The organism is Pseudonocardia hierapolitana, from assembly GCF_007994075.1.
GTDB classification, from domain to species: domain Bacteria; phylum Actinomycetota; class Actinomycetes; order Mycobacteriales; family Pseudonocardiaceae; genus Pseudonocardia; species Pseudonocardia hierapolitana.
In genome coordinates, this window is sequence record NZ_VIWU01000001.1 from 6,874,981 (window position 1) to 6,896,596 (window position 21,616).

Sequence of the window (21,616 nt, forward strand, 5' to 3'; positions counted from 1 at the left end):
CGATCACCCCTTGCGGCGGCGCTTGCCGAACACGGTGACGAACATGTAGTCCTTCCCCGCGGCGTGCGGGGAGAAGAAGTCGATCACCTCGTCGTCGAAGGAGGTCGAGCCCACCGCGCCGAGCCCCAGCGCGTGCGTGCCGAGGTGCAGCTTGCCGGCGTGCAGGGCGCCCTCGAGCTGCGCGAGCCGGTAGCCGCGGTCGCCGTAGCGGTCCAGGATCGACGGCAGGTGCGCGAGGTAGTAGAGGTTCACGTGCGCGTCGCCCGCGTACTTCTGGTTCGCGGCGATGCGGGTGGCCTGCTCGCGGAATGTGCCCGCCCTGACGAGCTCGACCGCGTTCCGCGCCGGGTGGTGGAGGTAGACGCCCGGGGCCAGACCCTGGACGGCGTTGACGATCAGGTAGAGGTCGGTGAGCGGTGCACCCGGGGTGAGCACGTCCGATGCGACGCCACGCGTCGAGCGCTGCAGCAGCGTGGAGAACGCCTCGAACGGGATCTCGACGTCGGTGTCGTAGTTCCGGGTGGAGCGCCGCCGGAAGATGATCTGCTCCGCAGGCCTGGGATCGAGCTGGTCGACGGGCAGGGGGCGCAGCTCGGTGAGCTCGCCGGTCGGCAGGGAAGCCGGCCGGTGCCACCGCCGCGACCGCCACTGCGCGGCCTCCTCGACGCTCCGCAGGGTCGACGCCAGGTGCATGTCGGTGATCGCGTGGAAGGTCACCTCGGCCGGCGACAGCCGCCTCGTGGGGAGGTCGAGCGGACCGAATCCCGGCGCGGGCGGCGGTGCGGTTCCGGTGCGGCCGAGCGCGACGAGCGCCACCGCGGACTCGCGCCGCCCGTCGATCCCGAGCAGCTCGGCGACGGCCGCGTCGGCGTAGGAGAACACGAGCGACGTTCCGACGTGCGCCGACGCCGCCACCGCGAGGATGTGCGAGAGCGACGTGCCCGCGTCCCAGAACGCGTGCCGGTAGGCGCGCTCGCGGTAGCGCCACGCGTTGCGCCAGAACGTGCTCGTCATCGCCATCACAACGGGGGCAGCGGCGATCGACGGCTCGTTCCCGGTGGCCTCCACGAGCGCGCCGCGGAAGTCGCCTGCGCGCAGCAGGCGCAGGCTGTGGTCGAGCGCGGAGTAGTGGTAGACGCCTGCGTCGAGGTCGGCGAGGTCGGTGCAGACGAAGTACAGCTCGAGGTGGTACTGGGCTCCGGTGCCGCCTGCGGTGCGGTACTGGTGGACTCGCCCGTCGGGCGTGGTCCATGTCCGGTCGAGCGAGCCGTTCGTGAGCAGCCCGAGCCTGCCGAGCAGCGCCCGGTCGGGGACGACGTGCGAGTCCTCGGCCCCCGTGGCGGCGATGGCCTCGAGCGCCGGCGGGCCCGTGTCCGGCAGGTCGCGGGTCAGGTCGATCGGCGGCGGTGTCTCGTACACCTTGTACAGGAACGGCTTGATGTCCCAGTCCTTCTGCCAGATCGCCGCGGTCCGTACGGCCGGGTCGCCGATGCCGATGCGCTCGTCACCCGGCTCGGCGTCGCTGAGCGAGTAGTACTTCGTCAGGTCGTGGAACGCTGCTGCCTGGTGCGTGTCGTCGGCCACCTCACCCAGTCTGCCGCCGATCAACCACCTGCACAGCTGACGATCAGAGGCCTTGCTCGCGCAGGTCGAGCCATGCGACCTGCTCCGGTGTCAGCTGCACCCTCGCCGCATCCGTCGAGGAGCACGTCTCGTCGACCGAGCGCGGCCCGATCAGGGCGAACGTCGGGAAGGGCTGCGCGAGGACGTAGGCCAGCGCGATCGCGGTGGGCGCGACGCCCAGCTCCGCACCGAGCGTTCGGGCTCTGGCGAGGCGTTCGAAGTTGCCGTCGCTGTAGTAGCAGCGGACGAGCTCGGCGTCGGAGCGGTCGTCCGGTGCCGCGCGGCCGGTGAAGAACCCGCGCGCCTGCGACGACCACGGGAAGAGCGGCGTGGCGGTACGTTCGAACCACTGGCGGTCGGCGTCGTCGGTGACGTGCTCGCAGCCCGCCCACGGCACGTCGAGCGCACGGGCGAGCCCGAAGTGGTTGCTCACGGCGGCGAAGCCCCGCTTGCCGTGGGCCGCCGCGTACGCGTTCGCCTCCTCGATCCGCTCGATGGTCCAGTTGGAGCCGCCGAAGACGCCGATGCGACCGGCCTCGGCGTGCTCGTCGAGCACGTCGACGAACTCCCCGACGGGAACGTCGACGTTGTCGCGATGCAGGAAGTAGATGTCGACGCGGTCGGTCTGCAGGCGCTCGAGGCTCTCGAACAGATGGCTGGTGACGGACGGCGGGTCGCAGTGCGGCGTGTGCGCGCCCTTCCCGATCACGACGACGTCGTCGCGGACGCCGCGGTCGGCGATCCACCGGCCGAGCAGCCGCTCCGGGAGCCCGTCCGCGTAGTGGTAGGCGGTGTCGAAGGCGTTGCCCCCACGCGCGACGAAGTCGTCGAACATGGCGGCGGCGTGCGACGACGTCCGCTGGTTGTCGCAGCCCATGACGAGGCGGGAGATGTCACGGTCGACGCCGGGGATCCGGCCGGTGGGCAGTGGGGTGCGCGCATCGATCACCGCCTCATCCTGCACCGATCATCCCCCGTTCGGGGACGGCCCGGTGGCCTCGGGTGCGAGCCCGAACGTGGCGAGGACGGCGGCGGCTGCCTGGGGGTCGCCCAGAGCTCGGAGGTGCTCCGCGAGAGCGCGCGCGTTGGCGAGGGTGCCGGGGTGCTGGTCGCCGAGGACACGCCGGCGGCGGTCGAGGGTGTCCCGGTCGATGTCGCGGGCTCGCTGGTGGTCGCCCAGCGCATGCAGGTCGGCGGCGAGGTTGTTGGCGGAGTTGAGGGTCTTGGGGTGGTCGTCGCCGAGGATGCGGCGGCGGCGGGCGAGCGTGTCCTCGTCGAGCTCGCGGGCCCGCTGGTGCTCGCCGAGCTCGCGCAGGTCGATCGCGAGGTTGTGCGCGTTGGCGAGGGTGTCGGGGTGGTCGTCGCCGAGGATGCGGCGGCGGCGGGCCAGCGAGTCCTCGTCGAGCTCGCGGGCCCGCTGGAACTCGCCCAGCGCGCGGAGGTCGGTCCCGAGGAAATGGGCGGACTCCAGCGTCTGGATGTCGTCGCCACCGAGGACACGGAGGCGCCCGAGGAAGGCGAGCTCGTCCAGTTCGCGGGCCTTCCGGAAATCGCCCAGCGCCCGGTAGTCCCCGGCGAGGGTGCTGGCATTGGCCAGGGTGCCGAGGTGGTCGTCGCCGAGCACGCGGCGTCGGCGGTCGAGGGTGTCCTCGTCGAGCTCGCGGGCCTGCCCGAGCTCACCCAGCTCGCGCAGGTCGGCGGCGAGGTTGTTCGCTGTGGCGAGGGTGTGGGGGTGATCGGGGCCGAGGACACGGCGTCGGCGGTCGAGGGTGTCCTCGTCGAGCTCGCGGGCCTGCTGGTGTTGACCCCGCGCGCCCAGTTCGACGGCGTGGTTGTGAGCCTCGGCCAGTGCGTCGGGGTGATCGGCGTCGAGGGTGGGGCGGCGGCTGAAGGGCCAGGGCACGGGGACCTCTGCATTGTCGAAAAACGATCAGGCTGGCCCAGATCGTGACAGGCGCAGGCGCGGTGGGGGAGAGGGCCCCGCGTACCAATCGCTCTCAGGCGGCGGCGGGCACGCTCTCCCGCTGCCTGCCGAGCACGGCCTGGGTGCCGAGTGAGAGCAGGGACGCGGCCACCATCACGACGGCCATCACGAGCGGGCTCGCCCCGACGAGCGGGGACACGAGCGCACCGAGCGCGAACTGGAGCGCACCCAGCAGCGCCGAGCCCGTGCCTGCGATGTCGCGCACCTCGCGGGAGGCCAGCGCGCTCGCGTTGCCCATGACGAAGCCGAGGCTCGTGACGGCGAGGAAGAGGACCACCAGCACCGGCCACAGCGACGGGCCCGCGAGGACGATCCCCAGCAGCGCGAGCGACAGCACCACCAGCGCGCTGGTGGCGAGCGCGAGCACGCGCCGCGGGTCGACGCGGCCCGCGAGCTGCCCGTTGACGATGCTCGCGACGATCAGACCTGCGGCGTTCGCGCCGAACGCGACCGCGTACGCCCCGTTGGAGAGGCCGAGCGCCTCCTGCAGGACGAACGGCGAGCCGGAGATGTAGGTGAACAGCGTGGCGAACGCGAACGCGAAGGCGAGCGTGAAGCCGACGTAGCGCGGGCGGGTCAGGGCCGACCGGACGTCGCGGCCCGTCGCCCGCAGCCCACCGCGGGACCGGCGTTCGGGGGGAAGCGTCTCGGGGACGGCCACGAACGCGCCGACCACCATGACGAGGGTCAGCGCGGTCAGCGCCACGAAGATCCCGCGCCAGCTGCCGAGGCCGAGCAGGGCGCTGCCCAGCAACGGGGCGACGACGGGAGCGATCCCGTTGATCGCCATCATCAGCGAGAACAGCTGCACCGTGCGGCTGCCGGAGGTCCGGTCGACGATCACGGCCCGGCTCAGCACGATGCCGGCGGCGCCGCCGAAGCCCTGGAGGAACCGGGCGGCCACCAGCGTGCCGATCGTCGGCGCGACGATGCAAGCGGCGGTGGCGACGAGGCAGAGGCCCGTGCCGGCGAGGAGGAGGCGCCGGCGACCCCATGCGTCCGAGAGGGGGCCGATGACGAGCTGGCCCGCGGCGAGCCCGACCAGGAAACCGGTGAGCGTCAGCTGGACGTTCGAGGCCGTGGTGCCCAGCTCAGTGGCCACCTCGGGGAGGGCCGGGAGGTACATGTCCGTCGCGAGCGGCGCGATTGCGGTGAGCAATGCGAGCGCGCAGATCCACACGCCGAGGGGAGCCCGGGCGGCGAGCGACATGGTCATCTCCACGGAGGGGAGCGGACGAGGTTGTTATCAGTTTATATCTAATTTCGTCGCTACGATCCGGATGTGACCGACGTCGACGTCCAGCTGGACCAGCTCGCCGAGGCCGCCCACACCCTCTCGCGCACGCTGCGTCGCACCGGTGAGCTCGAGGTGGGGCTCGAGCAGCTGCCCACCTCGGAGCTGGACGTCCTGCGGTTCGTCGTCACCCACCCGGCCGCGTCGGTGTCGGAGGTGGCGCGAGGGCTCCGGCTGCAGACGAGCAACGTCAGCACGACGGTCCGGGCGCTGGTCGAGCGCGGGCTGCTCGTCCGCCAACCCGATCCGCGCGATCACCGGAGGAGCCTGCTCCGGTCGAGCCCGCTGGCCGACGAGCACAGGAGGCTGCTCGGACGCGCGTGGTCCCGCTCCATCGCCGGTGCGCTCGCGGAGCTCGAGGACGGCGACGCGGCGGCGATCCGGGCGGCGGTGCCCGCCCTGACCAGGTTGGCCGAGTCCCTTCGCCGGCGCGCCGAGGGATGACGGCCGCTGCATGGTCCGGCGTGGCGACGACAGCGTCGTGCTGCAGCCGGGAGCCACCCTGTCGGCCCCGGCGGCGGAGCGCCTTGGCAGGGTGTGGCTCGTGACTGCCACGTTCGTCCTCGTGCACGGCGCGTTCTGCAACTCCGCGGTGTGGGGGTCGACGGTGCGCGAGCTCGCCCTGCGCGGGCACCGCGCGCTCGCCGTCGACCTGCCCGGCCACGGTCTTGCCGCCACGATCCCCGCCGGCTACCTGGGCGCCCAGGACGCCCAGGCGCTCGCGACGGAGCCCAGCGGCATGGCCGGGATCAGCACGGCCGACGACGTCGCCGCCGTGACGGACGTGCTGCGCCGCGCCCACGAGCACGGCCCCGTCGTGCTCGTCGGGGCCAGCCGCGGCGGCCTCACACTCACCGCGGTCGGCAACGCCGCACCCCAGCTGGTCGACCACCTGGTCTACGTCTCGGCGTGGTGCTGCGTGGACGCGACGGCCGGCGAGTACGCGGCCGGCCCGGAGAACGCGACCAGTCTGCTGTCGCACACGGGTCTCGTCCCGCTGGGCGACCCGACGACGATCGGGGCGTTGCGGCTCAACTGGCGCACGTCCGATCCCGCGGTCCTCGATCGGTTGCAGGAGGCGATCCTGGCCGACGGCACCCGCGCCGAGCTGCTCGCATACCTCCACGCCCAGGAGCCGGACGAGGCCCTGGTGGTCGACGAGGCAGCCACGCGCGCGGACGCGGCCACGTGGGGGCGCATCCCGCGCACGTACGTCCGGCTGACCGGCGACCGGTCCATGCCGATCGCGCTGCAGGACCGGTTCATCGCCGAGGCCGACGCCCTCACCCCGGACAACCCGTTCGAGGTGCACTCGCTGGACAGCAGCCACGTGCACTTCCAGATCCACCCGGAGCGGTTCGTGGAGATCCTGGACCGCCTCGCGGAGCGGGTCATCACGGCCGCGCCGTGAGGCCGACCGGGTCGCCGATCGACAACCGACACTTCCGGCGCCCACGACGCCACCCCGGCCGAGCCCACCCGAACAGCCGATATGACCCCCTCAGGTCATGGCGACGGGGTGGGACGCTCGCCGCGATGGGCGGCCTCGACGAGCCGGGTGAGGTCGTCCGCGGTGACCGGGCGCGGGTTGGCGTACGGCGAGGCGACGGCCTGCCGGACGACCTCGGCGACGCCGGACTCGGGCATCCCGAGCTCGGCGAGTGAGCGCGGGGCGCCGAGCTTCGTCGCCAGCTCCCACAGCGCACCGCCGGGATCCGGCCCGAGCACTGCGCCGAGCACGGGCGCCGCGGTGGCGTTGAACGCCACGACGTGCGGGAGCACGACCGTGTGGACCTCGGCGTGCGGCAGGTCGAAGGTGCCGCCCAGCACGTGGCAGAGCTTGTGGTGCAGCGACATGGTCGTCGCGCCGAGTACGGCGCCGCACAGCCAGGCGCCGTACTGCGCCCGGGTCCGTGCCGCGAGGTCGGTGGGCCGGGCCGCCACGTCGGGCAGCCCCTCGATCAGGGCCTGCGCGCCCTCGCGGGCCATGAGCGAGATGATCGGCGAGGCGTCCGGGGCGTAGAGCCCCTCGACGGCGTGCGCCATCGCGTTGAAGCCGCTGGTCACCGAGAGCGGGACGGGCAGGGTGAGCGTCAGCTCCGGGTCGTAGACGACGCTGCGGGGGAGTACGGCAGGGTCGCGTCCCGTGCGCTTGCGGCCGTTCTCGGTGAGTCCCCAGATCGGGGTCATCTCCGACCCGGCGTAGGTGGTGGGCACCGCGATGACGGGGAGCCCGTGCTCGAGCGCGATCGCCTTCCCGAGGCCGATCGTGGACCCGCCGCCTGCCGCGACGCAGCCGTCGGCGCCCACCTCGGCGGCCGCTTGGCGCGCCCGCGAGGCCACCTCGACGGGCACGTGCATCCGGGCGTGGGGGTACACGTCCGCGGCCCGTGGCCCGAGCCCGTCGGCGAGGCGGCGGGCGAGTGGCTCCTGCTCCGGCGTGCACAGGACGAGCACCCGGCCGAGTCCGAGCCGCTCCACCTCCTCACCGAGCCGGGCCGAGCTCCCGGCGCCGAAGACGACCCGCATCGGCAGGGACTGGTGGACGAACTCATCCCACACGATCGGCCTCCAGCACGAGATCGATCGATGCCGTCCGGAACGGGTTGTCCACCCCGTGCCGTCGCGCCTGCTCGGGGTCGTCGACCTCCCGGAAGTCGGCGATCAGGCTCTTCTTCACCGCGAAGACGGCGTCGGAGTCCAGGTAGGGGCTGCCGGCGACGAAGATGTGGGTGGTCAGCCTGCGGTGGCCGGGCGCGTCGGCGATGAAGTGGATGTGGGCGGGGCGGTACGGGTGGCGCCCGGTCGCCAGCAGCAGTTGGCCGACCGGGCCGTCGGTGGGGATCGGGTAGTGGCTGGGCACCACCGTCCGGAACGCGAACCGGCCCTCGGTGTCGGTGTGGAAGAGGCCGCGTCCGTTGCCGAGCGGCTGCACGTCGGGTTGCTGGACGTCGTAGAACCCGTCCTCGCTGCACTGCCACACGTCGACGGTCGCGCCGGTCAGCGGGGTGCCGCTGGTGTCGAGGACGCGCCCGGTGACGACGCACGGGTTGGCCCCGCCGACGAGATCGATGCTGTCGCCGTTCTCCCGCTCCGGCGAGGCGACCACGTGGAACGGCCCGAGCACGGTGCTCTCGGTGCCCGCCTCCTGGCCGTTGATCGTTTCGACCAGCATCGAGACGCCGAGCACGTCGGAGAGCAGGATGAACTCCTGCCGGTTGGCGTCGCACTTCTGGCCGACCGCGGTGAGGAACCGGATCGCCGCCTCCCATTCGGGCAGCGTGAGACGTACCTTGCGTACGAAGTCGTGCAGGTGCGGCACGAGTTCCTGCAGGATCTCCCGCAGGCGCGGGTCCGCCGTCTCGGCGAAGCTCTCGGTCACCGCTGCGGTGGTGCTCTCGGAGGTGAGGTCCATCCTTGCTCCTGCGGGAAGGAGGCGCGTGGCATGCGCACAGCCGGGTCGGAGACCACGCTAGGTGGCCGTGCCGCGGGTGGGACAGCCGCTTCGCGCGATCGACGGCCGGAATCCGCGGCGGCGTCTGAGTACGCGGTGTCGGAGTATGCGGTGTCGGAGTACGCGGTGTTGGAGTACGCGGTGTTGGAGTACGCGGTGTTGGAGTACGCGGTGTTGGAGCAGTACGCCATCTGCGAGCACGCCGGCTTCGATGAGTTCCGGCACGAGCTCAACGCGCTCTACTACCCGGCGCGGGTCGAGCCGCTCGGCCCCGCGGGCGCCGGCGTCGGCCTGCTGCGCGGCGTCCGCACCGAGCACCTCACGGTCGGGGTGATGCGGTTCGGCCAACCGACACTCGTCGATCCCGGCCGGACCGGCGCCGGCTACCACGTCAACGTCACGCTCGCGGGCCGGATCGCCGCCACGACCGACGATGAGGAGACGATCTCGGCGGCGGGCGAGGCCACCGTGTTCGCCCCGCACCGCACCCACCGGCTCACACACTGCGCCGAGGGCGCGGCGCAGCTCGGGATCCGGATCGATCGGCGGCTGGTCGACGCCGAGCTGGAGGCGTTGCTCGGGCGTCCGGTGCAGGCTCCCGTTGAGTTCGCCCTGGAGTTCGACCTGAGCTCGCCCGCGGGGCGGGCCTGGCGGGCCTCCCTCGACCTGCTGCTGGCGGAGCTCGACAACCCGGACGGGCTGATCGGGCGCGCCGCGGTGCGCTCGTACCACGAGAGGTTGCTCGCCACCGGGCTGCTGTTCGCGCAGCGGCACAGCTACACGGAGGCGCTCCGGGCCGGGGGAGCTCCCGCGACCCCGCGCTCGGTGCGGCGGGTGGTCGACGTACTGCAGAGCGAGCCGCAGGAGCCCTACACCGTGGGCGACCTGGCCCGCGTCGCCGGGGTGAGCGCCCGCAGGCTGCAGGAGGCGTTCCGCGAGCACCTCGGCACCACGCCGATGGGGTACCTGCGGTCGGTCCGGCTCGACCGGGTCCACGAGGAACTGCAGGCCGGAGCGGGCGGGGTCACCGAGATCGCGTACCGCTGGGGATTCGCTCACCTGGGCCGGTTCGCGAGGGCCTACCGGGACAGGTTCGGCGAGCTGCCCTCGGAGACGGCGCGGACCGAGGCGGGCGACAGGTAGGGGACCCCGGCGGTCGCGGCGACGAGCCCGTCCCGCCCGGCCCGTCCGCACGAGTGATCGGCATCCGGGCCTGCTTGCCACCGTCGTCGGCCGGGTAAGGCCGGAGCAGGACGCCGACGGAGGGGGAACGGGCCGTGGAGATCGAGAACGGCGGGACGCGGGCGACGGCCACGGTGGAGGGGCCACTGGACGCCCGGCAGCTCGACCGGATCCACGCGTGGTGGCGGGCGGCGAACTACCTGTCCGTCGGCCAGATCTACCTGATGGACAACCCGCTGCTGCGCGAGCCGCTGCGCCCCGAGCACGTGAAGCCCCGCCTGCTGGGCCACTGGGGAACCACCCCGGGCCTCAACTTCGTCTACGCCCACCTCAACCGCTGCATCGTCGAGCGCGACCTGAACATGATGTACGTGATGGGGCCGGGACACGGCGGCCCCGGCCCGGTGGCCGCGGCCTGGCTGGAGGGCACCTACAGCGAGGTGTACGGCGACGTCTCCCAGGACGAGGCCGGGATGAAGCGGCTGTTCACGCAGTTCTCCTTCCCCGGCGGGATCCCCAGCCACGTGGCGCCGGAGACGCCGGGGTCGATCCACGAGGGCGGCGAGCTCGGCTACTCGCTCTCGCATGCCTACGGCGCCGCGTTCGACAACCCCGACCTGATCGTCGCCGCGGTCGTCGGCGACGGGGAGGCCGAGACCGGGCCGCTGGCCACCAGCTGGCACTCCACCAAGTTCGTGGACCCCCGCCGCGACGGGGCGGTGCTGCCGATCCTGCACCTCAACGGCTACAAGATCGCGAGCCCCACGGTGCTGGCCCGGATCGAGCCGGAGGAGCTGGACCAGCTGCTGCGCGGCTACGGGTACACCCCGCACGTCGTGGAGGGCTCCGACCCGGCGCGGATGCACCAGGAGTTCGCCGCCACCCTGGACCGCTGCCTCGACGAGATCGCGGAGATCCAGCGCCGGGCACGCCGTGGCGGCACCCCCGAGCGGCCGCGCTGGCCGATGATCGTCCTGCGCTCACCGAAGGGCTGGACGGGGCCGGAGACCGTCGACGGGCTGAAGGTCGAGGGCTCCTTCCGCTCCCACCAGGTGCCGTTCGCCAACGCGCGCGGCGACGACTCGCACCGGGCGGTGCTCGAGGAGTGGATGCGCAGCTACCGCCCCGAGGAGCTGTTCGACGCCACCGGCGCGCCCGTGCCCGAGATCCGCGACCTGCACCCGGCGGGCGGGCGGCGGATGAGCGCCAACCCGCACAGCAACGGCGGGCTCCTGCTGCGCGACCTGCGCATGCCCGACTTCCGCGATTACGCCGTGCCGGTCGAGCAGCCCGGTGCCGGCACGGCCGAATCGACCCGGGTGCTCGGCAGCTTCCTGCGCGACGTCATGCGCGACAACATGGCCGACTTCCGGGTGTTCTCCCCCGACGAGAACAACTCCAACCGGCTCGACGCGGTGCTCGAGGTGAGCGGGCGGACGTGGGGTGCCCGGATCCAGCCCGACGACGTGGACCTCGCCGTGGACGGGCGGGTGATGGAGATCCTCTCCGAGCACACCTGCCAGGGCTGGCTGGAGGGGTACCTCCTCACCGGCCGGCACGGGGTCTTCTCCTGCTACGAGGCGTTCATCCACATCGTCGACTCGATGGTCAACCAGCACGCCAAGTGGCTGAAGACGACGAACGGCATCCCGTGGCGGCGGCCGATCGCCTCACTGAACTACCTGCTCACCAGCCACGTGTGGCGGCAGGACCACAACGGCTTCTCCCATCAGGACCCCGGGTTCATCGACCACGTCGTGAACAAGAAGTCCGACGTCATCCGGGTCTACCTGCCGCCGGACGCCAACACGTTGCTGTCCACGGTGGACCACTGCCTGCGCAGCCGTCAGTACGTCAACGTGGTCGTGGCGGGCAAGCAGGTGCAGCCGCAATACCTGGACATGCCCGACGCGATCGTGCACTGCACGAAGGGCATCGGGATCTGGGACTGGGCGAGCACCGACGCGGGCGGCGAGCCGGACGTCGTGCTGGGCTGCGCAGGGGACGTCCCCACGATGGAGACGCTCGCCGCGGTCGACATCCTGCGCGGATTCTTCCCGGACCTGCGGATGCGCGTGGTGAACGTGGTGGACCTGATGCGGCTGCAGGACGACCGCGAGCACCCGCACGGGCTGTCGGACCGGGAGTTCGACGCCCTGTTCACCACCGACAAGCCGATCATCTTCAACTACCACGGCTACCCCTGGCTGATCCACCGGCTGACCTACCGGCGCGCCAACCACCACAACCTGCACGTCCGCGGGTACGTGGAGGAGGGCACCACCACCACGCCGTTCGACATGTGCGTGCGCAACCGCATCGACCGGTTCGACATCGCGATCGACGTGATCGACCGGGTGCCCCGGCTGCGCCCGATCGCGGGCCACTACCGGGAGCGGCTCAAGAACACGCTGATCGAGCACCGGCAGTACGTGCGCACCTACGGTGAGGACATGCCCGAGGTCGCCGAGTGGAAGTGGGAGCCTGCGTAGCAGTGAGCGAGCGTGCGAGCGGACGGGTGCCACAGCGCGTGCTCGTGGTGAACACCGGGTCGAGCAGCCTGAAGCTGTCGGTCCTGCGGGACGGCCGGGTCGAGAACGGCGCCACGGTCCAGCGCTGGGAGGGCAGCGGCCATCTCGAGCCGGTGCAGGCGTTCCTCGACGGCGTCGGGCACGTCGACGCGGTCGGCCACCGCGTCGTGCACGGTGGGCCTCGGTACTCCGAGCCGGCCTGGATCGACGGCGACGTGATCGACTACCTGGACTCGATCCGCGACCTCGCCCCGCTGCACAACCCGCGGGCGGTCGCCGGCATCCACGCCGTGGCCGAGGTGCTGCCCGACACCCCGGCGGTGGCCTGCTTCGACACGGCCTTCCACGCCACGTTGCCCGCCGAGGCACACACCTACGCGCTGCCGCGCGAGTGGAACGCGCGGTGGGGGCTGCGCCGCTACGGTTTCCACGGGCTCTCCCACGCCTACGCGACGCGGCGGGCGAGCGAGCTCGTCGGCGCCCCGGGCGCGCGCATGGTGTCGTGCCACCTCGGCGCGGGGGCGTCGCTGGCCGCGGTTCGCGACGGCATCAGCCGGGACACGACGATGGGGTTCACCCCACTGGCCGGGCTGGTGATGGTCACGCGCTCCGGGGACGTCGACCCGGGCCTGCTGATGTGGCTGCTGCAGCACGGCGGGATGCCCGTCGACGAGCTGAACGAGGCGCTCGAGAAGCGGTCCGGGCTGAAGGGCCTGTCCGGCACCTCGGGCGACCTGCGGGACGTGCTGGCCGGCCGGGCGGACGGCGACCAGGACTGCGCGCTGGCCTTCGACGTGTTCGTCCACCAGCTCTGCCGCGAGATCGCCGCGATGACGGCCGCCATCGGCGGGCTGGACGTGCTCGTGATGACCGGCGGCGTCGGCGAGCACGCGCCGCTCGTCCGGGGCCGGGTGGCGGACCGGCTGGCGTACTTGGGCATCCGGCTGGATCCCGAGCGCAACGAGTCCGCCTCGGGCGACGCCGACGTCTCCGCGGAAGGAGCCGCGGTGCGCACGGTCGTGGTCACCGCGCGGGAGGACCTGGAGATCGCCCGGCAGGTGGCGGAGCACCTCGGCACAGCACGGGGGTGAGGCCCGCCGCGATGCGGTGCGGGTGTCCCGGGGGCATCGTCGCGCGCCTGGAACGCCCACCCGGCTCAGGGCAGCCCCGAGACGTCGGTGCGGAACTGCATCGCCCGGTACGGCCAGCCCGTCGCGGTGTTCCAGTGGCTCACGACGAGGTGCAGGTCGTGGACCGTCGAACCGGGCAGCACGTACCCGCCGTAGAGCTGGGCCACGTGCCCGCACGCGTGGTCCTCGCGGTCCCAGCCGCAGCCGCGCAGCACCGTCGCGAGCGGTGCGCGGTGCAGGTCGGCGGTCGGCCCGTCCAGCACTCGGACGTCCATGCAGTAGCGGCCGGCGTCGAAAGCCGCCAGCAGCCAGCGGTCCCGGCCGTCCCCGGGGTCACCGCTGGGGACGCGGCGCAGCGACAGCTCCCCGAACCGCCCGGGCAGCACGAGGGTGGGCGGGTTCCCCCAGCCCCAGCGCCGGTCCGTGATGCCCCACGTCTGCCAGGCGCCCGGATCCGTCAGCTCGGCCTCGGGCACCCGGTGCAGCAGCAGGCCGTGCTCCCGCTGGAAGCCGGTGGTCAGGGCGTACACCCAGCCGTCGCTGCCGCGCTCCCAGGTGAGCATCTGGAACAGGCCGTCGTGCAGGTCGGCAGGCCACCGGGTTCCGGTGGGCCGCCAGGTGCGGCCGCCGTCGCGCGAGCGGTGCAGCTCCGTCCAGCGCACGTTGCCCAGCTCGCGGCACACCATGACGTGCAAGTACATGTCGTCCCCGACGGTGATCACGTCGGTCGGGAGGACGGTCGTGACGCGCCGCATGCGCCATCCGTTGCGGCGCCAGCCGTGGTGGATGTACCGCACCACCTGGCGGGCGGTGCCGCGGCGTCCGGCGGCGCCGGTCCAGCGTATCCCGGTCGGGACGCTCGCCGGGTCGGCGAACAGCACGACGGGGGACCGCCAGCCGGGCCCGCCGACGCCCGCCCGCCGGAAGGTGTCCCCGAACACCGAGACCAGGTGTCCCTGCGGGGCGGTCGTGGTGGCGCCGAGGTCGGTGCCGCCGATGCCGAACCGGTCGGTGATCCCGGGCCCGGTGAGATCGGCGATCTTGGTGGCGAGCCGCTCCGTCACGCCGCCATCCTGCCTGCCCCGCGCCCACGAGGACGAGGTGTCGGGGCATTCTGATCGCGTCGGCCGTGGACGGGCGTGCTCGCGTCACTCCTGCTTAGAGTTGCCGCCATGGCAGAGCTCGCACCGCGCCGACTCATCCTGACGCTGTACGGGTTGTACGCGCGCGACGAGCACAACTGGATGTCGGTCGGGTCCGTGGTGCGGCTGATGGGCGACCTCGGCGTCGACTCGGCGGGCGTGCGGTCGTCGATCTCGCGGCTCAAGCGGCGCGGCGTGCTCGTGTCGATGAAGTCCGGCCGCGCCGCGGGCTACGCGCTCTCCGAGAGCGCCCTCGAGGTGCTCCGCGAGGGTGATACGCGGATCTTCGACCGGCGGCAGGCCCCTGCGTCGGACGGGTTCGTGCTCGTGGTGTTCTCGATCCCCGAGTCGGAGCGGGAGAAGCGCCACACGCTGCGCACCACGCTCTCGGATCTGGGGTTCGGCACGGCCGCACCCGGTGTCTGGGTCGCGCCCGGCCACCTGCGCGACGAGGTCGGCCGCACGCTGCAGCGGCGCGGGCTCGCCTCCTACGTCGACCTGTTCACGGCCCACCACGAGGGTTTCAGCGCGCTGCGCGAGCAGGTGGCGCGCTGGTGGGATCTGGACGGCATCAACGCCAGGTACGCGGAGTTCCTCGGCCAGTTCTCCGACGCGCAGGCCCGCTGGAAGCGCTCCGAGAACGCCCCGCGCACCGCGTTCGAGATCTACGTGCCGATGCTGACGGCGTGGCGGCGGCTGCCGTACCTCGACCCCGGCCTGCCGCCCGACCTCCTGCCGGAGGGCTGGAACGGCGGCCGCGCCGCGGATCTCTTCGGCGACCTCGACGCCCTCCTGCGCGCCCCGGCTCGCGAGCACGCGCTGGCCGCGATCCGCGCCTGAAGGTGTCAGTCCAGCACCGCAATGCCCTGGATCTCGATGAGCGCGTCGGCGTCCCAGAGCCGGGCGACCCCGATGCCGGCCACGGCGGGGTACTCGGTGCCGACGAGGCGGCGCCAGATCGTCCCGATTTCCCGTGAGCGGGCCTGGTAGGCGTCCATGTCGACGATGTAGATCGTGACGCTGGCGAGGTCGTCGCCGGAGCCACCGGCGGCCGTCAGCGCCTGCAGGAGGTTGAGCAGGGCCTGCTCGAACTGCGTGGCGATGTCATCGCCGACGATCGTCCCGGACCGGTCGAGCGCCGTCTGCCCGGCGAGGTAGACGGTGCGCCGCCGGTCGGTGACCACGGCGTGGTTGAACCCGCGCGGCGCGGCGAGCGGTGGCGGGTTGATGCGTTCGAACGTCATGACTGAACGGCCCCTCCGTCCACGTTGATGCCCTGACCGTTGATCGCGCCGTTCTGCACACAGGAGAGTACGGCCGCCGCGACCTCGTCGGGCCGGACCAGCCGGTGGATCGGCTGGCGTCGTTCGAGCACGGCCCTGGCTTCGTCGGTCGACGTGCCCATCCGGTCGGCGATGGCGGCCACCGTCGCGTCGGTCATGGGCGTGTCGACGTAGCCGGGGCACACGGCGTTGGCGGTGACTCCGTGCCGCGCCACCTCGTCGGCGACGGCGCGCACCAGCCCGAGCACCCCGTGCTTGCTGGCCGTGTACGCGCTGACGAGCCGCTCGCCGCGCTTCGCGACGACGGAGGCGATCACCACGATGCGCCCGCGGCGGGCCTCGAGCATCGGGGGGAGCGCGCGGCGGATGCACCGGAACGGCGCCGTCAGGTTCGAATCGATCATCTGTTGCCACTGGGCGTCGGTGGTCTGCGTGATCGGCGCGGCGAGGGAGGTGCCTGCGTTCGCGACGAGCACCTCCGCCCAGCCCCACGTCGCCTCGACGGTGTCGAACAGACCCTCGACCTGCGCGGGCACGGTGAGATCGGCCTCGACGCACAGGGTCGCGCCGCCGATCTCGGCGGCCGCCTCGTCGAGCTTGGCGCGGTCGCGGCCGACCAGGACGGTGCGGTAGCCGGCCCCGGAGAGCCGCCGCGCCGTCGCCAGGCCGATGCCCTGCCCGGCGCCCGTGACGACGGCGACGGGCCCGCTCACGGGATCACTGCCCCTTCCACTCCGGCTTGCGCCGCGCGTTGAACGCCGCGTGGAACTCGGCGTGGTCGTCGGTGGTCATGAGAAGCGCCTGGGTCATCGCGTCGAGCTCCATCGCCGCCGACAGCGGCATGTCGAGCTCGCGGGTGAGCAGCGACTTCGTCTGTGCGTAGGCGAGCGTCGGGCCGGTGGCCAGCCGCGTCGCGAGGGCGGCGACGGCGGCGTCGAGCTCCTCGTCCACCACGAGCTGCGACACCAGCCCGTACCGGTCGGCGGTGGCCGCGTCGATCGTGTCGCCGAGCATGAGCAGCTGGGTGGCCCGGCCGAGCCCGACGACGCGGGGGAGCAGGTAGGCCGCCCCCATGTCGCCGCCGGAGAGCCCGACCTTCGTGAACAGGAACGCGAACCGGCCGGAAGCGCCCACGATCCGGAAGTCGGCGGCGAGGGCGATCACGGCTCCGGCGCCCGCGGCGATGCCCTGGATCTTCACGATGATCGGGATCGGGCACTCCCGCATCGCCCGGATGACGTCGCCGGTCATCTTCGTGAAGCGCATCAGGTCGGCCGCCTGCATCTTCAGCAGCTCGCCGATGATCTCGTTGACGTCGCCGCCACCGCAGAAGCCGCGGCCCTCGCCCTGGATCACCAGCACCTTGACGCCCTCGTGGTGGGGCAGCTCGGTCAGCAGGTCGCGGAGGTCGGAGTACGACTCGAACGTGAGCGGGTTGAGCTTCTCGGGGCGGTCGAGGGTGACCGTGGCGACCGGCCCGTCGATCGCGAAGCCGAAGTGGGACCAGTCCGTGGTCAGCGGTGCCGAGGCCCGGAAGCGGCTCACCTGCTCGTCCTTTCCCTGAAGATCTCTCGCGCGATGATCGTCCGCTGCACCTCGGACGCTCCCTCGTAGATCCGGGGCGCCCGGACGTCACGGTAGAGGTGTTCGAGCAGGTGTCCACGCTGCAACGCACGGGCGCCGTGCAGCTGCACGCACCGGTCGACGATCCGCCCCGCCGCCTCGGTGGCGAACAGCTTGGCCATCGCCGCGGAGCGGGTGACGGTCGAGCGGTCGGCGCCCGCGTCGTAGGCCTGGGCGGCGGAGTGGACGAGCAGGCGCGCGGCCTCCAGGTCGGTGGCCATGTCGGCGATGGCGTGCGCCACAGCCTGCTGGGCCGACAGGGGGCCGCCGTACGCCTCACGGCTGGTGACGTGCGCGACGGTGGCGTCGAGGGCGGCCTGCGCCATGCCCACGGCGAACGCGCCGACGCTGGGCCGGAACAGGTCGAGCGTGCGCATGGCGACGCGGAACCCGGCGTCGACCTCGCCGAGCACGTCGGCCCGCTCGACGCGCACGCCGTCGAAGGCGAGGCTGCCGATCGGGTGCGGCGAGAGCATGTCGAGGTGCTCGCCCGAGAGCCCGGGTGCGTCGCCCGCGACCGCGAAGGCGGTGACGCCGCGCGCGCCTGCGCCGGACGTCCGGGCGAACACGGTGTAGACGTCGGCGTCGGGGGCGTTGGAGATCCAGAGCTTCTCCCCGGACAGGCGCCAGCCGTCACCGTCGGCCTCGGCGCGCAGCGACAGCGCCGCGGCGTCGGACCCGGCGCCCGGCTCGGTGAGCGCGAACGCAGCGATCACGTCGCCCTTCACCACGCCCGGGATCCAGCGATCGACGGTGGCGGCCGTGCCCGACTGCAGGATCGGGTAGCTGCCCAGCCCCTGCAGGGCGAGGGCGGTCTCGGCCTCGGGGGAGACCGAGGCGATGGTCTCGCGCAGCAGGCACAGCTGCAGCGCCGCGGCGTCGCGGGGCGGTTCGTCGGGGCGGCCGCCGTAGAGGTCCCTGAGCAGTCCCAGCTCGCCCATGGCGGAGACGAGCGGGCGGTTGATCCGGCCGTCCTCGCGCGTGAGCGGGACGAGGTGCTCGGTCGCGAGCCTGCGGACGCGATCGGTGTAGGCGACCTGCTCCATCCCGGCATCGTATGTCGTATTGACAACGGCCGTCAAACAAACAATATACTGAGGGTCGTGCGCATCGCAGTCATCGGAGGAGGCCCCGGCGGCCTGTACTTCGCGGCGCTCGCGAAGCAGCTCGGTTCCCTGCAGGGGGCCGACCACGAGATCACCGTCTGGGAGCGCAACGCCGCCGACGACACATTCGGCTTCGGCGTCGTGTTCTCCGACGAGACGCTCGGCGGGATCGAGCACGCCGACGCGAGCGTGCACGCGGCGATGGAGCGGGAGTTCGCGCGCTGGGACGACATCGACGTCCACTTCCGCGGGCAGACGATCACCAGTGGCGGCCACGGGTTCGCGGCGATGGGCCGCAAGCGCCTGCTGCAGATCCTCCAGGAGCGGTGCCGGGAGCTCGGCGTCGACGTGCGCTTCTCCGCCGAGGCGCCCGACGTGGAGCAGCTGCGGCAGGCCTACGACCTCGTGGTGGCGAGCGACGGGCTCAACTCGACGGTGCGCACCAAGTACGCCGACCACTTCCGCCCGAGCCTGGACGTGCGGCGGTGCCGCTACATGTGGCTGGGCACCGACACGGTCTTCGAGGCGTTCACCTTCGACGTCCGGGAGACCGAGCACGGCGTCATGCAGATGCACGGCTACCCGTTCGACGAGCACGGCAGCACGTTCATCGTCGAGATGCACGACGACGTGTGGCGGCGCGCAGGCTTCCAGGCGAGCGAGGCGCTCACCCTGGCGCCGGGCGAGTCCGACGTGCGCTCGGTCGAGGCCGTGCGCGAGATCTTCGCCGACGTCCTGCGGGGCGGGCAGGTGCTGGCGAACAACTCCAGGTGGATCAGCTTCACCACGGTGCGCAACGAACGCTGGTGCCACGACAACGTCGTGCTGCTCGGCGACGCCGCGCACACCGCCCACTTCTCGATCGGCTCGGGCACGAAGCTGGCCATGGAGGACGCGCTGGCGCTCGCGGCCTGCCTGCACGAGGTCCCGGACGTCCCCACGGCGCTCGTCGCCTACGAGGCCGAGCGCAAGCCGGTCGTCGAGTCGACCCAGCGCGCCGCGCAGGCGAGCCTGGAGTGGTTCGAGAACCTCGGGCAGTACGTCCACCAGCCGCCGCTGCAGTTCGCCTTCAACATCCTCACCCGCAGCCGCCGCGTCACCTACGACAACCTGCGGCTGCGCGACCCCGAGTTCGTCGCCCGCGTGGACGCCTGGTTCGCGGACGGCGCGGAGCCGCGACCTCCGATGTTCCACCCGTTCCGCCTCGGCGAGCTGGAGCTGGCCAACCGCGTCGTCGTCTCCCCGATGGACATGTACCTCGCCGTCGACGGCATGCCCACCGACTTCCACCTGGTCCACCTCGGCGGGAAGGCGCTCGGCGGCGCAGGCCTGGTCATGACCGAGATGGTGTGCGTCTCGCCGGAGGGCCGCATCACGCCCGGCTGCACGGGCATCTGGACCGACGAGCAGGCGGCGGCCTGGCGCCGCATCACCGGGTTCGTCCACTCCTCGTCGCAGGCCAAGATCGGCCTGCAGCTCGGCCACTCCGGCCCCAAGGGTTCGACGAAGTTGATGTGGGAGGGCATCGACCAGCCCCTCGTGTCGGGCAACTGGCCCCTCGTCGGCCCGTCGGCGCGCCCCTACCGCGAGGGTGTCAACCAGGTGCCCAAGGCCCTCGACCGCGCCGGGATGGACGCGATCGTCGCCGAGTTCGTCGCGGCCACCGAGCGGGGTGCGCGCGCCGGCTTCGACCTCGTCGAGCTGCACTGCGCCCACGGCTACCTGCTGTCGTCGTTCCTGTCGCCGGTCACCAACCGCCGGACCGATGAGTACGGCGGGCCGATCGAGAACCGGCTCCGGTTCCCCCTCGAGGTCTTCACCGCGATGCGCGAGGTGTGGCCCGCGGACAAGCCCATGACCGTCCGGATCTCCGCGACCGACTGGGTCGAGGGCGGCATCACCCTCGACGACACCCTCGCCGTCGTGCGCGCCTTCGAGCAGGCCGGGGCCGCGGCCATCGACGTGTCCACCGGGCAGGTCACCCCGGACGAGCGGCCGGCCTTCGGCCGCTCGTACCAGACGCCGTTCGCCGACGCGATCCGCAACGTGCTGAAGGTCCCCACGATCGCGGTGGGCGTCATCTCGTCGCCCGACGACGTGAACACGATCATCCTGTCCGGCCGCGCCGACCTGTGCGCCGTGGGCCGCGCCCACCTCTACGACCCGAACTGGACGCTGCACGCCGCGGTCGAGCAGGACTACGACGGGCCGGGCGCGGTGTGGCCCGACCCGTGGCGGGCCGGCCGGCGCAAGCCCCAGACCGGGCGCAGCGACGGGCCGAAACCGCGGCTGGAGCTCATCCGTCGGCAGGCCTCGGACGGGCATCTGCGGTGGCGGCCGGGCGCGCGGAGGGCCACGCACCCGATCGCACGAGGTCGCTGACCAACCGCGTGAGCGACGAGGCCACCGCCTCGACCGGGGCGAGGAGCCGGTTTCGGTGCTGCAGCCCGAGCACCACCGAGCGCTCGACGTCCGGTGCGGTCAGCGGGGCCCCGCTGAGCCGCCCGCCTGCGACGTCCGCCGCCACACCGGCCGCGGGGAGCACCGTCCAGCCGTGCCCGGCGAGGACGAGGTTCTTCTGCAGGAGCATCGAGTTGGTCTGGACGACGATGCGTGGCGCCATCGGAACAACGGAGCGGGCACGGTCGATGAGCGCGCGCAGCCCGTGGCCGCTGACCGGCAGGACGAGCGGGTGGGCGAGCACGGTGGCCCACGGGACGGGGGAGTCGGCGCAGAGCCCGGCGTCCGGCGGTGCCACGGCCCAGAGCTGCTCGCGCAGCAGCGGGACGACCGACAGCGATGGGGTGTCGCTGAGGTTGTAGAGCAGCGACAGGTCGATCTCGCCGGTGTCGAGCCATTGCTGGAGGTGGCCGGAGTAGCCGGTGAACAGCCGCAGCTCGATGCCGGGGTGGCGCCGCGCGACGGCTTCGGTCAGCGGCTGCGCAAGGATGTCGAGCACGCTCTCCAGCAGGCCCACGCTCACGATGCCGCTGACCTCGCCCGGCTCGGGCCGCAGCTCCGCGCGGGCGGCGTCCAGCTCGTGGAGCGCACGGCGCGCTCGCATGATCAGCACCTCGGCCGCGGGCGTCGGGACCATCCCGTGGCGGGTCCGCTGGAACAGCGGCACCCCGAGCTCCTCCTCGAGCAGGCGGATCTGGCGGGTGACCGCGGGCTGCACGACGTGCAGGAGCTTCGCCGCTTTCGTGACGCTGCCGACCTCGGCCACCGTGACCAGGGCGGTGAGCTGCCTGAGCTCCACGACGC

19 protein-coding genes are annotated in these 21,616 nt (G+C 72.5%); 7 read left to right on the plus strand and 12 right to left on the minus strand.

Features of this window, described 5'->3' with window-relative positions:
• Window positions 1-3 precede the first annotated feature (3 nt).
• The 4 genes from FHX44_RS32455 to FHX44_RS32470 all read right to left on the minus strand — a co-directional run bounded on the left by FHX44_RS32455 (window position 4) and on the right by FHX44_RS32470 (window position 4,823).
• A complete protein-coding gene (locus tag FHX44_RS32455) occupies window positions 4-1,584 on the minus strand; it encodes a SagB/ThcOx family dehydrogenase (protein ID WP_147259269.1) in 1,581 nt (526 codons plus the stop codon).
• A gap of 43 nt (window positions 1,585-1,627) precedes the next feature.
• Window positions 1,628-2,572 (minus strand): aldo/keto reductase, encoded by a 945-nt coding sequence (locus FHX44_RS32460; RefSeq protein WP_212612750.1) that lies wholly within the window; start codon window positions 2,570-2,572, stop codon window positions 1,628-1,630.
• Between the two features lie 18 nt (window positions 2,573-2,590).
• Window positions 2,591-3,526, minus strand: coding sequence for a tetratricopeptide repeat protein (locus FHX44_RS32465; protein WP_147259270.1), 936 nt, complete (start codon window positions 3,524-3,526; stop codon window positions 2,591-2,593).
• 94 nt (window positions 3,527-3,620) lie between these two features.
• A complete protein-coding gene (locus FHX44_RS32470) occupies window positions 3,621-4,823 on the minus strand; it encodes a multidrug effflux MFS transporter (RefSeq protein WP_212613082.1) in 1,203 nt (400 codons plus the stop codon).
• Between the two features lie 66 nt (window positions 4,824-4,889).
• Between FHX44_RS32470 and FHX44_RS32475 the strand changes: the two genes are divergently transcribed.
• A complete protein-coding gene (locus tag FHX44_RS32475) occupies window positions 4,890-5,345 on the plus strand; it encodes a MarR family winged helix-turn-helix transcriptional regulator (protein WP_212612751.1) in 456 nt (151 codons plus the stop codon).
• Window positions 5,346-5,445: 100 nt separating this feature from the next.
• A complete protein-coding gene (locus tag FHX44_RS32480; RefSeq protein ID WP_147259271.1) occupies window positions 5,446-6,312 on the plus strand; it encodes an alpha/beta fold hydrolase in 867 nt (288 codons plus the stop codon).
• Window positions 6,313-6,407: 95 nt separating this feature from the next.
• Here FHX44_RS32480 and FHX44_RS32485 read toward each other — a convergent pair whose 3' ends face one another.
• Both FHX44_RS32485 and FHX44_RS32490 read right to left on the minus strand, forming a co-directional pair.
• Complete coding sequence (locus tag FHX44_RS32485; protein ID WP_246170710.1) at window positions 6,408-7,463, minus strand: maleylacetate reductase; 1,056 nt, start codon at window positions 7,461-7,463, stop codon at window positions 6,408-6,410.
• Entirely contained in the window at window positions 7,453-8,316 is an 864-nt protein-coding gene (locus tag FHX44_RS32490) for a dioxygenase family protein (RefSeq protein WP_147259272.1), read from the minus strand. The genes FHX44_RS32485 and FHX44_RS32490 overlap by 11 nt, the downstream gene beginning before the upstream one ends.
• A gap of 150 nt (window positions 8,317-8,466) precedes the next feature.
• On the opposite strand from FHX44_RS32490, the gene FHX44_RS32495 reads away from it, so the two are divergent.
• The 3 genes from FHX44_RS32495 to FHX44_RS32505 all read left to right on the plus strand — a co-directional run bounded on the left by FHX44_RS32495 (window position 8,467) and on the right by FHX44_RS32505 (window position 13,159).
• Window positions 8,467-9,498 carry an AraC family transcriptional regulator gene (locus FHX44_RS32495; protein ID WP_170309128.1) on the plus strand — a complete coding sequence of 344 codons (1,032 nt, stop codon included), beginning with the start codon at window positions 8,467-8,469 and terminating at the stop codon, window positions 9,496-9,498.
• Window positions 9,499-9,632: 134 nt separating this feature from the next.
• Entirely contained in the window at window positions 9,633-12,029 is a 2,397-nt protein-coding gene (locus FHX44_RS32500; RefSeq protein WP_425469163.1) for a phosphoketolase family protein, read from the plus strand.
• A gap of 2 nt (window positions 12,030-12,031) precedes the next feature.
• Window positions 12,032-13,159 carry an acetate/propionate family kinase gene (locus FHX44_RS32505; protein ID WP_246170711.1) on the plus strand — a complete coding sequence of 376 codons (1,128 nt, stop codon included), beginning with the start codon at window positions 12,032-12,034 and terminating at the stop codon, window positions 13,157-13,159.
• Between the two features lie 65 nt (window positions 13,160-13,224).
• On the opposite strand, the gene FHX44_RS32510 is transcribed toward FHX44_RS32505, so the two are convergent.
• Entirely contained in the window at window positions 13,225-14,262 is a 1,038-nt protein-coding gene (locus FHX44_RS32510) for a glycoside hydrolase family 183 protein (protein ID WP_147259274.1), read from the minus strand.
• Between the two features lie 108 nt (window positions 14,263-14,370).
• Between FHX44_RS32510 and FHX44_RS32515 the strand changes: the two genes are divergently transcribed.
• A complete protein-coding gene (locus tag FHX44_RS32515) occupies window positions 14,371-15,180 on the plus strand; it encodes a PaaX family transcriptional regulator (RefSeq protein WP_147259275.1) in 810 nt (269 codons plus the stop codon).
• A 5-nt stretch (window positions 15,181-15,185) separates the two neighbouring features.
• On the opposite strand, the gene FHX44_RS32520 is transcribed toward FHX44_RS32515, so the two are convergent.
• The 4 genes from FHX44_RS32520 to FHX44_RS32535 are packed head-to-tail and all read right to left on the minus strand — an operon-like array spanning window position 15,186 to window position 18,292.
• Window positions 15,186-15,584: a RidA family protein gene (locus tag FHX44_RS32520; protein ID WP_147259276.1), complete on the minus strand. Its 399-nt coding sequence runs from the start codon at window positions 15,582-15,584 to the stop codon at window positions 15,186-15,188.
• Window positions 15,581-16,336: an SDR family NAD(P)-dependent oxidoreductase gene (locus FHX44_RS32525; protein WP_147259277.1), complete on the minus strand. Its 756-nt coding sequence runs from the start codon at window positions 16,334-16,336 to the stop codon at window positions 15,581-15,583. Before FHX44_RS32525 ends, FHX44_RS32520 begins: the two co-directional genes overlap by 4 nt.
• 4 nt (window positions 16,337-16,340) lie before the next feature.
• Window positions 16,341-17,168, minus strand: coding sequence for an enoyl-CoA hydratase family protein (locus tag FHX44_RS32530; protein ID WP_147259278.1), 828 nt, complete (start codon window positions 17,166-17,168; stop codon window positions 16,341-16,343).
• Window positions 17,165-18,292 (minus strand): acyl-CoA dehydrogenase family protein, encoded by a 1,128-nt coding sequence (locus FHX44_RS32535; RefSeq protein ID WP_147259279.1) that lies wholly within the window; start codon window positions 18,290-18,292, stop codon window positions 17,165-17,167. Before FHX44_RS32535 ends, FHX44_RS32530 begins: the two co-directional genes overlap by 4 nt.
• Before the next feature lie 57 nt (window positions 18,293-18,349).
• Between FHX44_RS32535 and FHX44_RS32540 the strand changes: the two genes are divergently transcribed.
• The gene (locus FHX44_RS32540; protein WP_147259280.1) at window positions 18,350-20,734 is read left to right on the plus strand and encodes a bifunctional salicylyl-CoA 5-hydroxylase/oxidoreductase; all 2,385 of its coding nucleotides are present in this window, start codon (window positions 18,350-18,352) and stop codon (window positions 20,732-20,734) included.
• Here the strand turns inward: FHX44_RS32540 and FHX44_RS32545 are convergent.
• The gene (locus tag FHX44_RS32545; RefSeq protein ID WP_147259281.1) at window positions 20,649-21,611 is read right to left on the minus strand and encodes a LysR family transcriptional regulator; all 963 of its coding nucleotides are present in this window, start codon (window positions 21,609-21,611) and stop codon (window positions 20,649-20,651) included. The two genes, FHX44_RS32540 and FHX44_RS32545, sit on opposite strands and share 86 nt — an antisense overlap.
• Window positions 21,612-21,616: the final 5 nt, after the last annotated feature.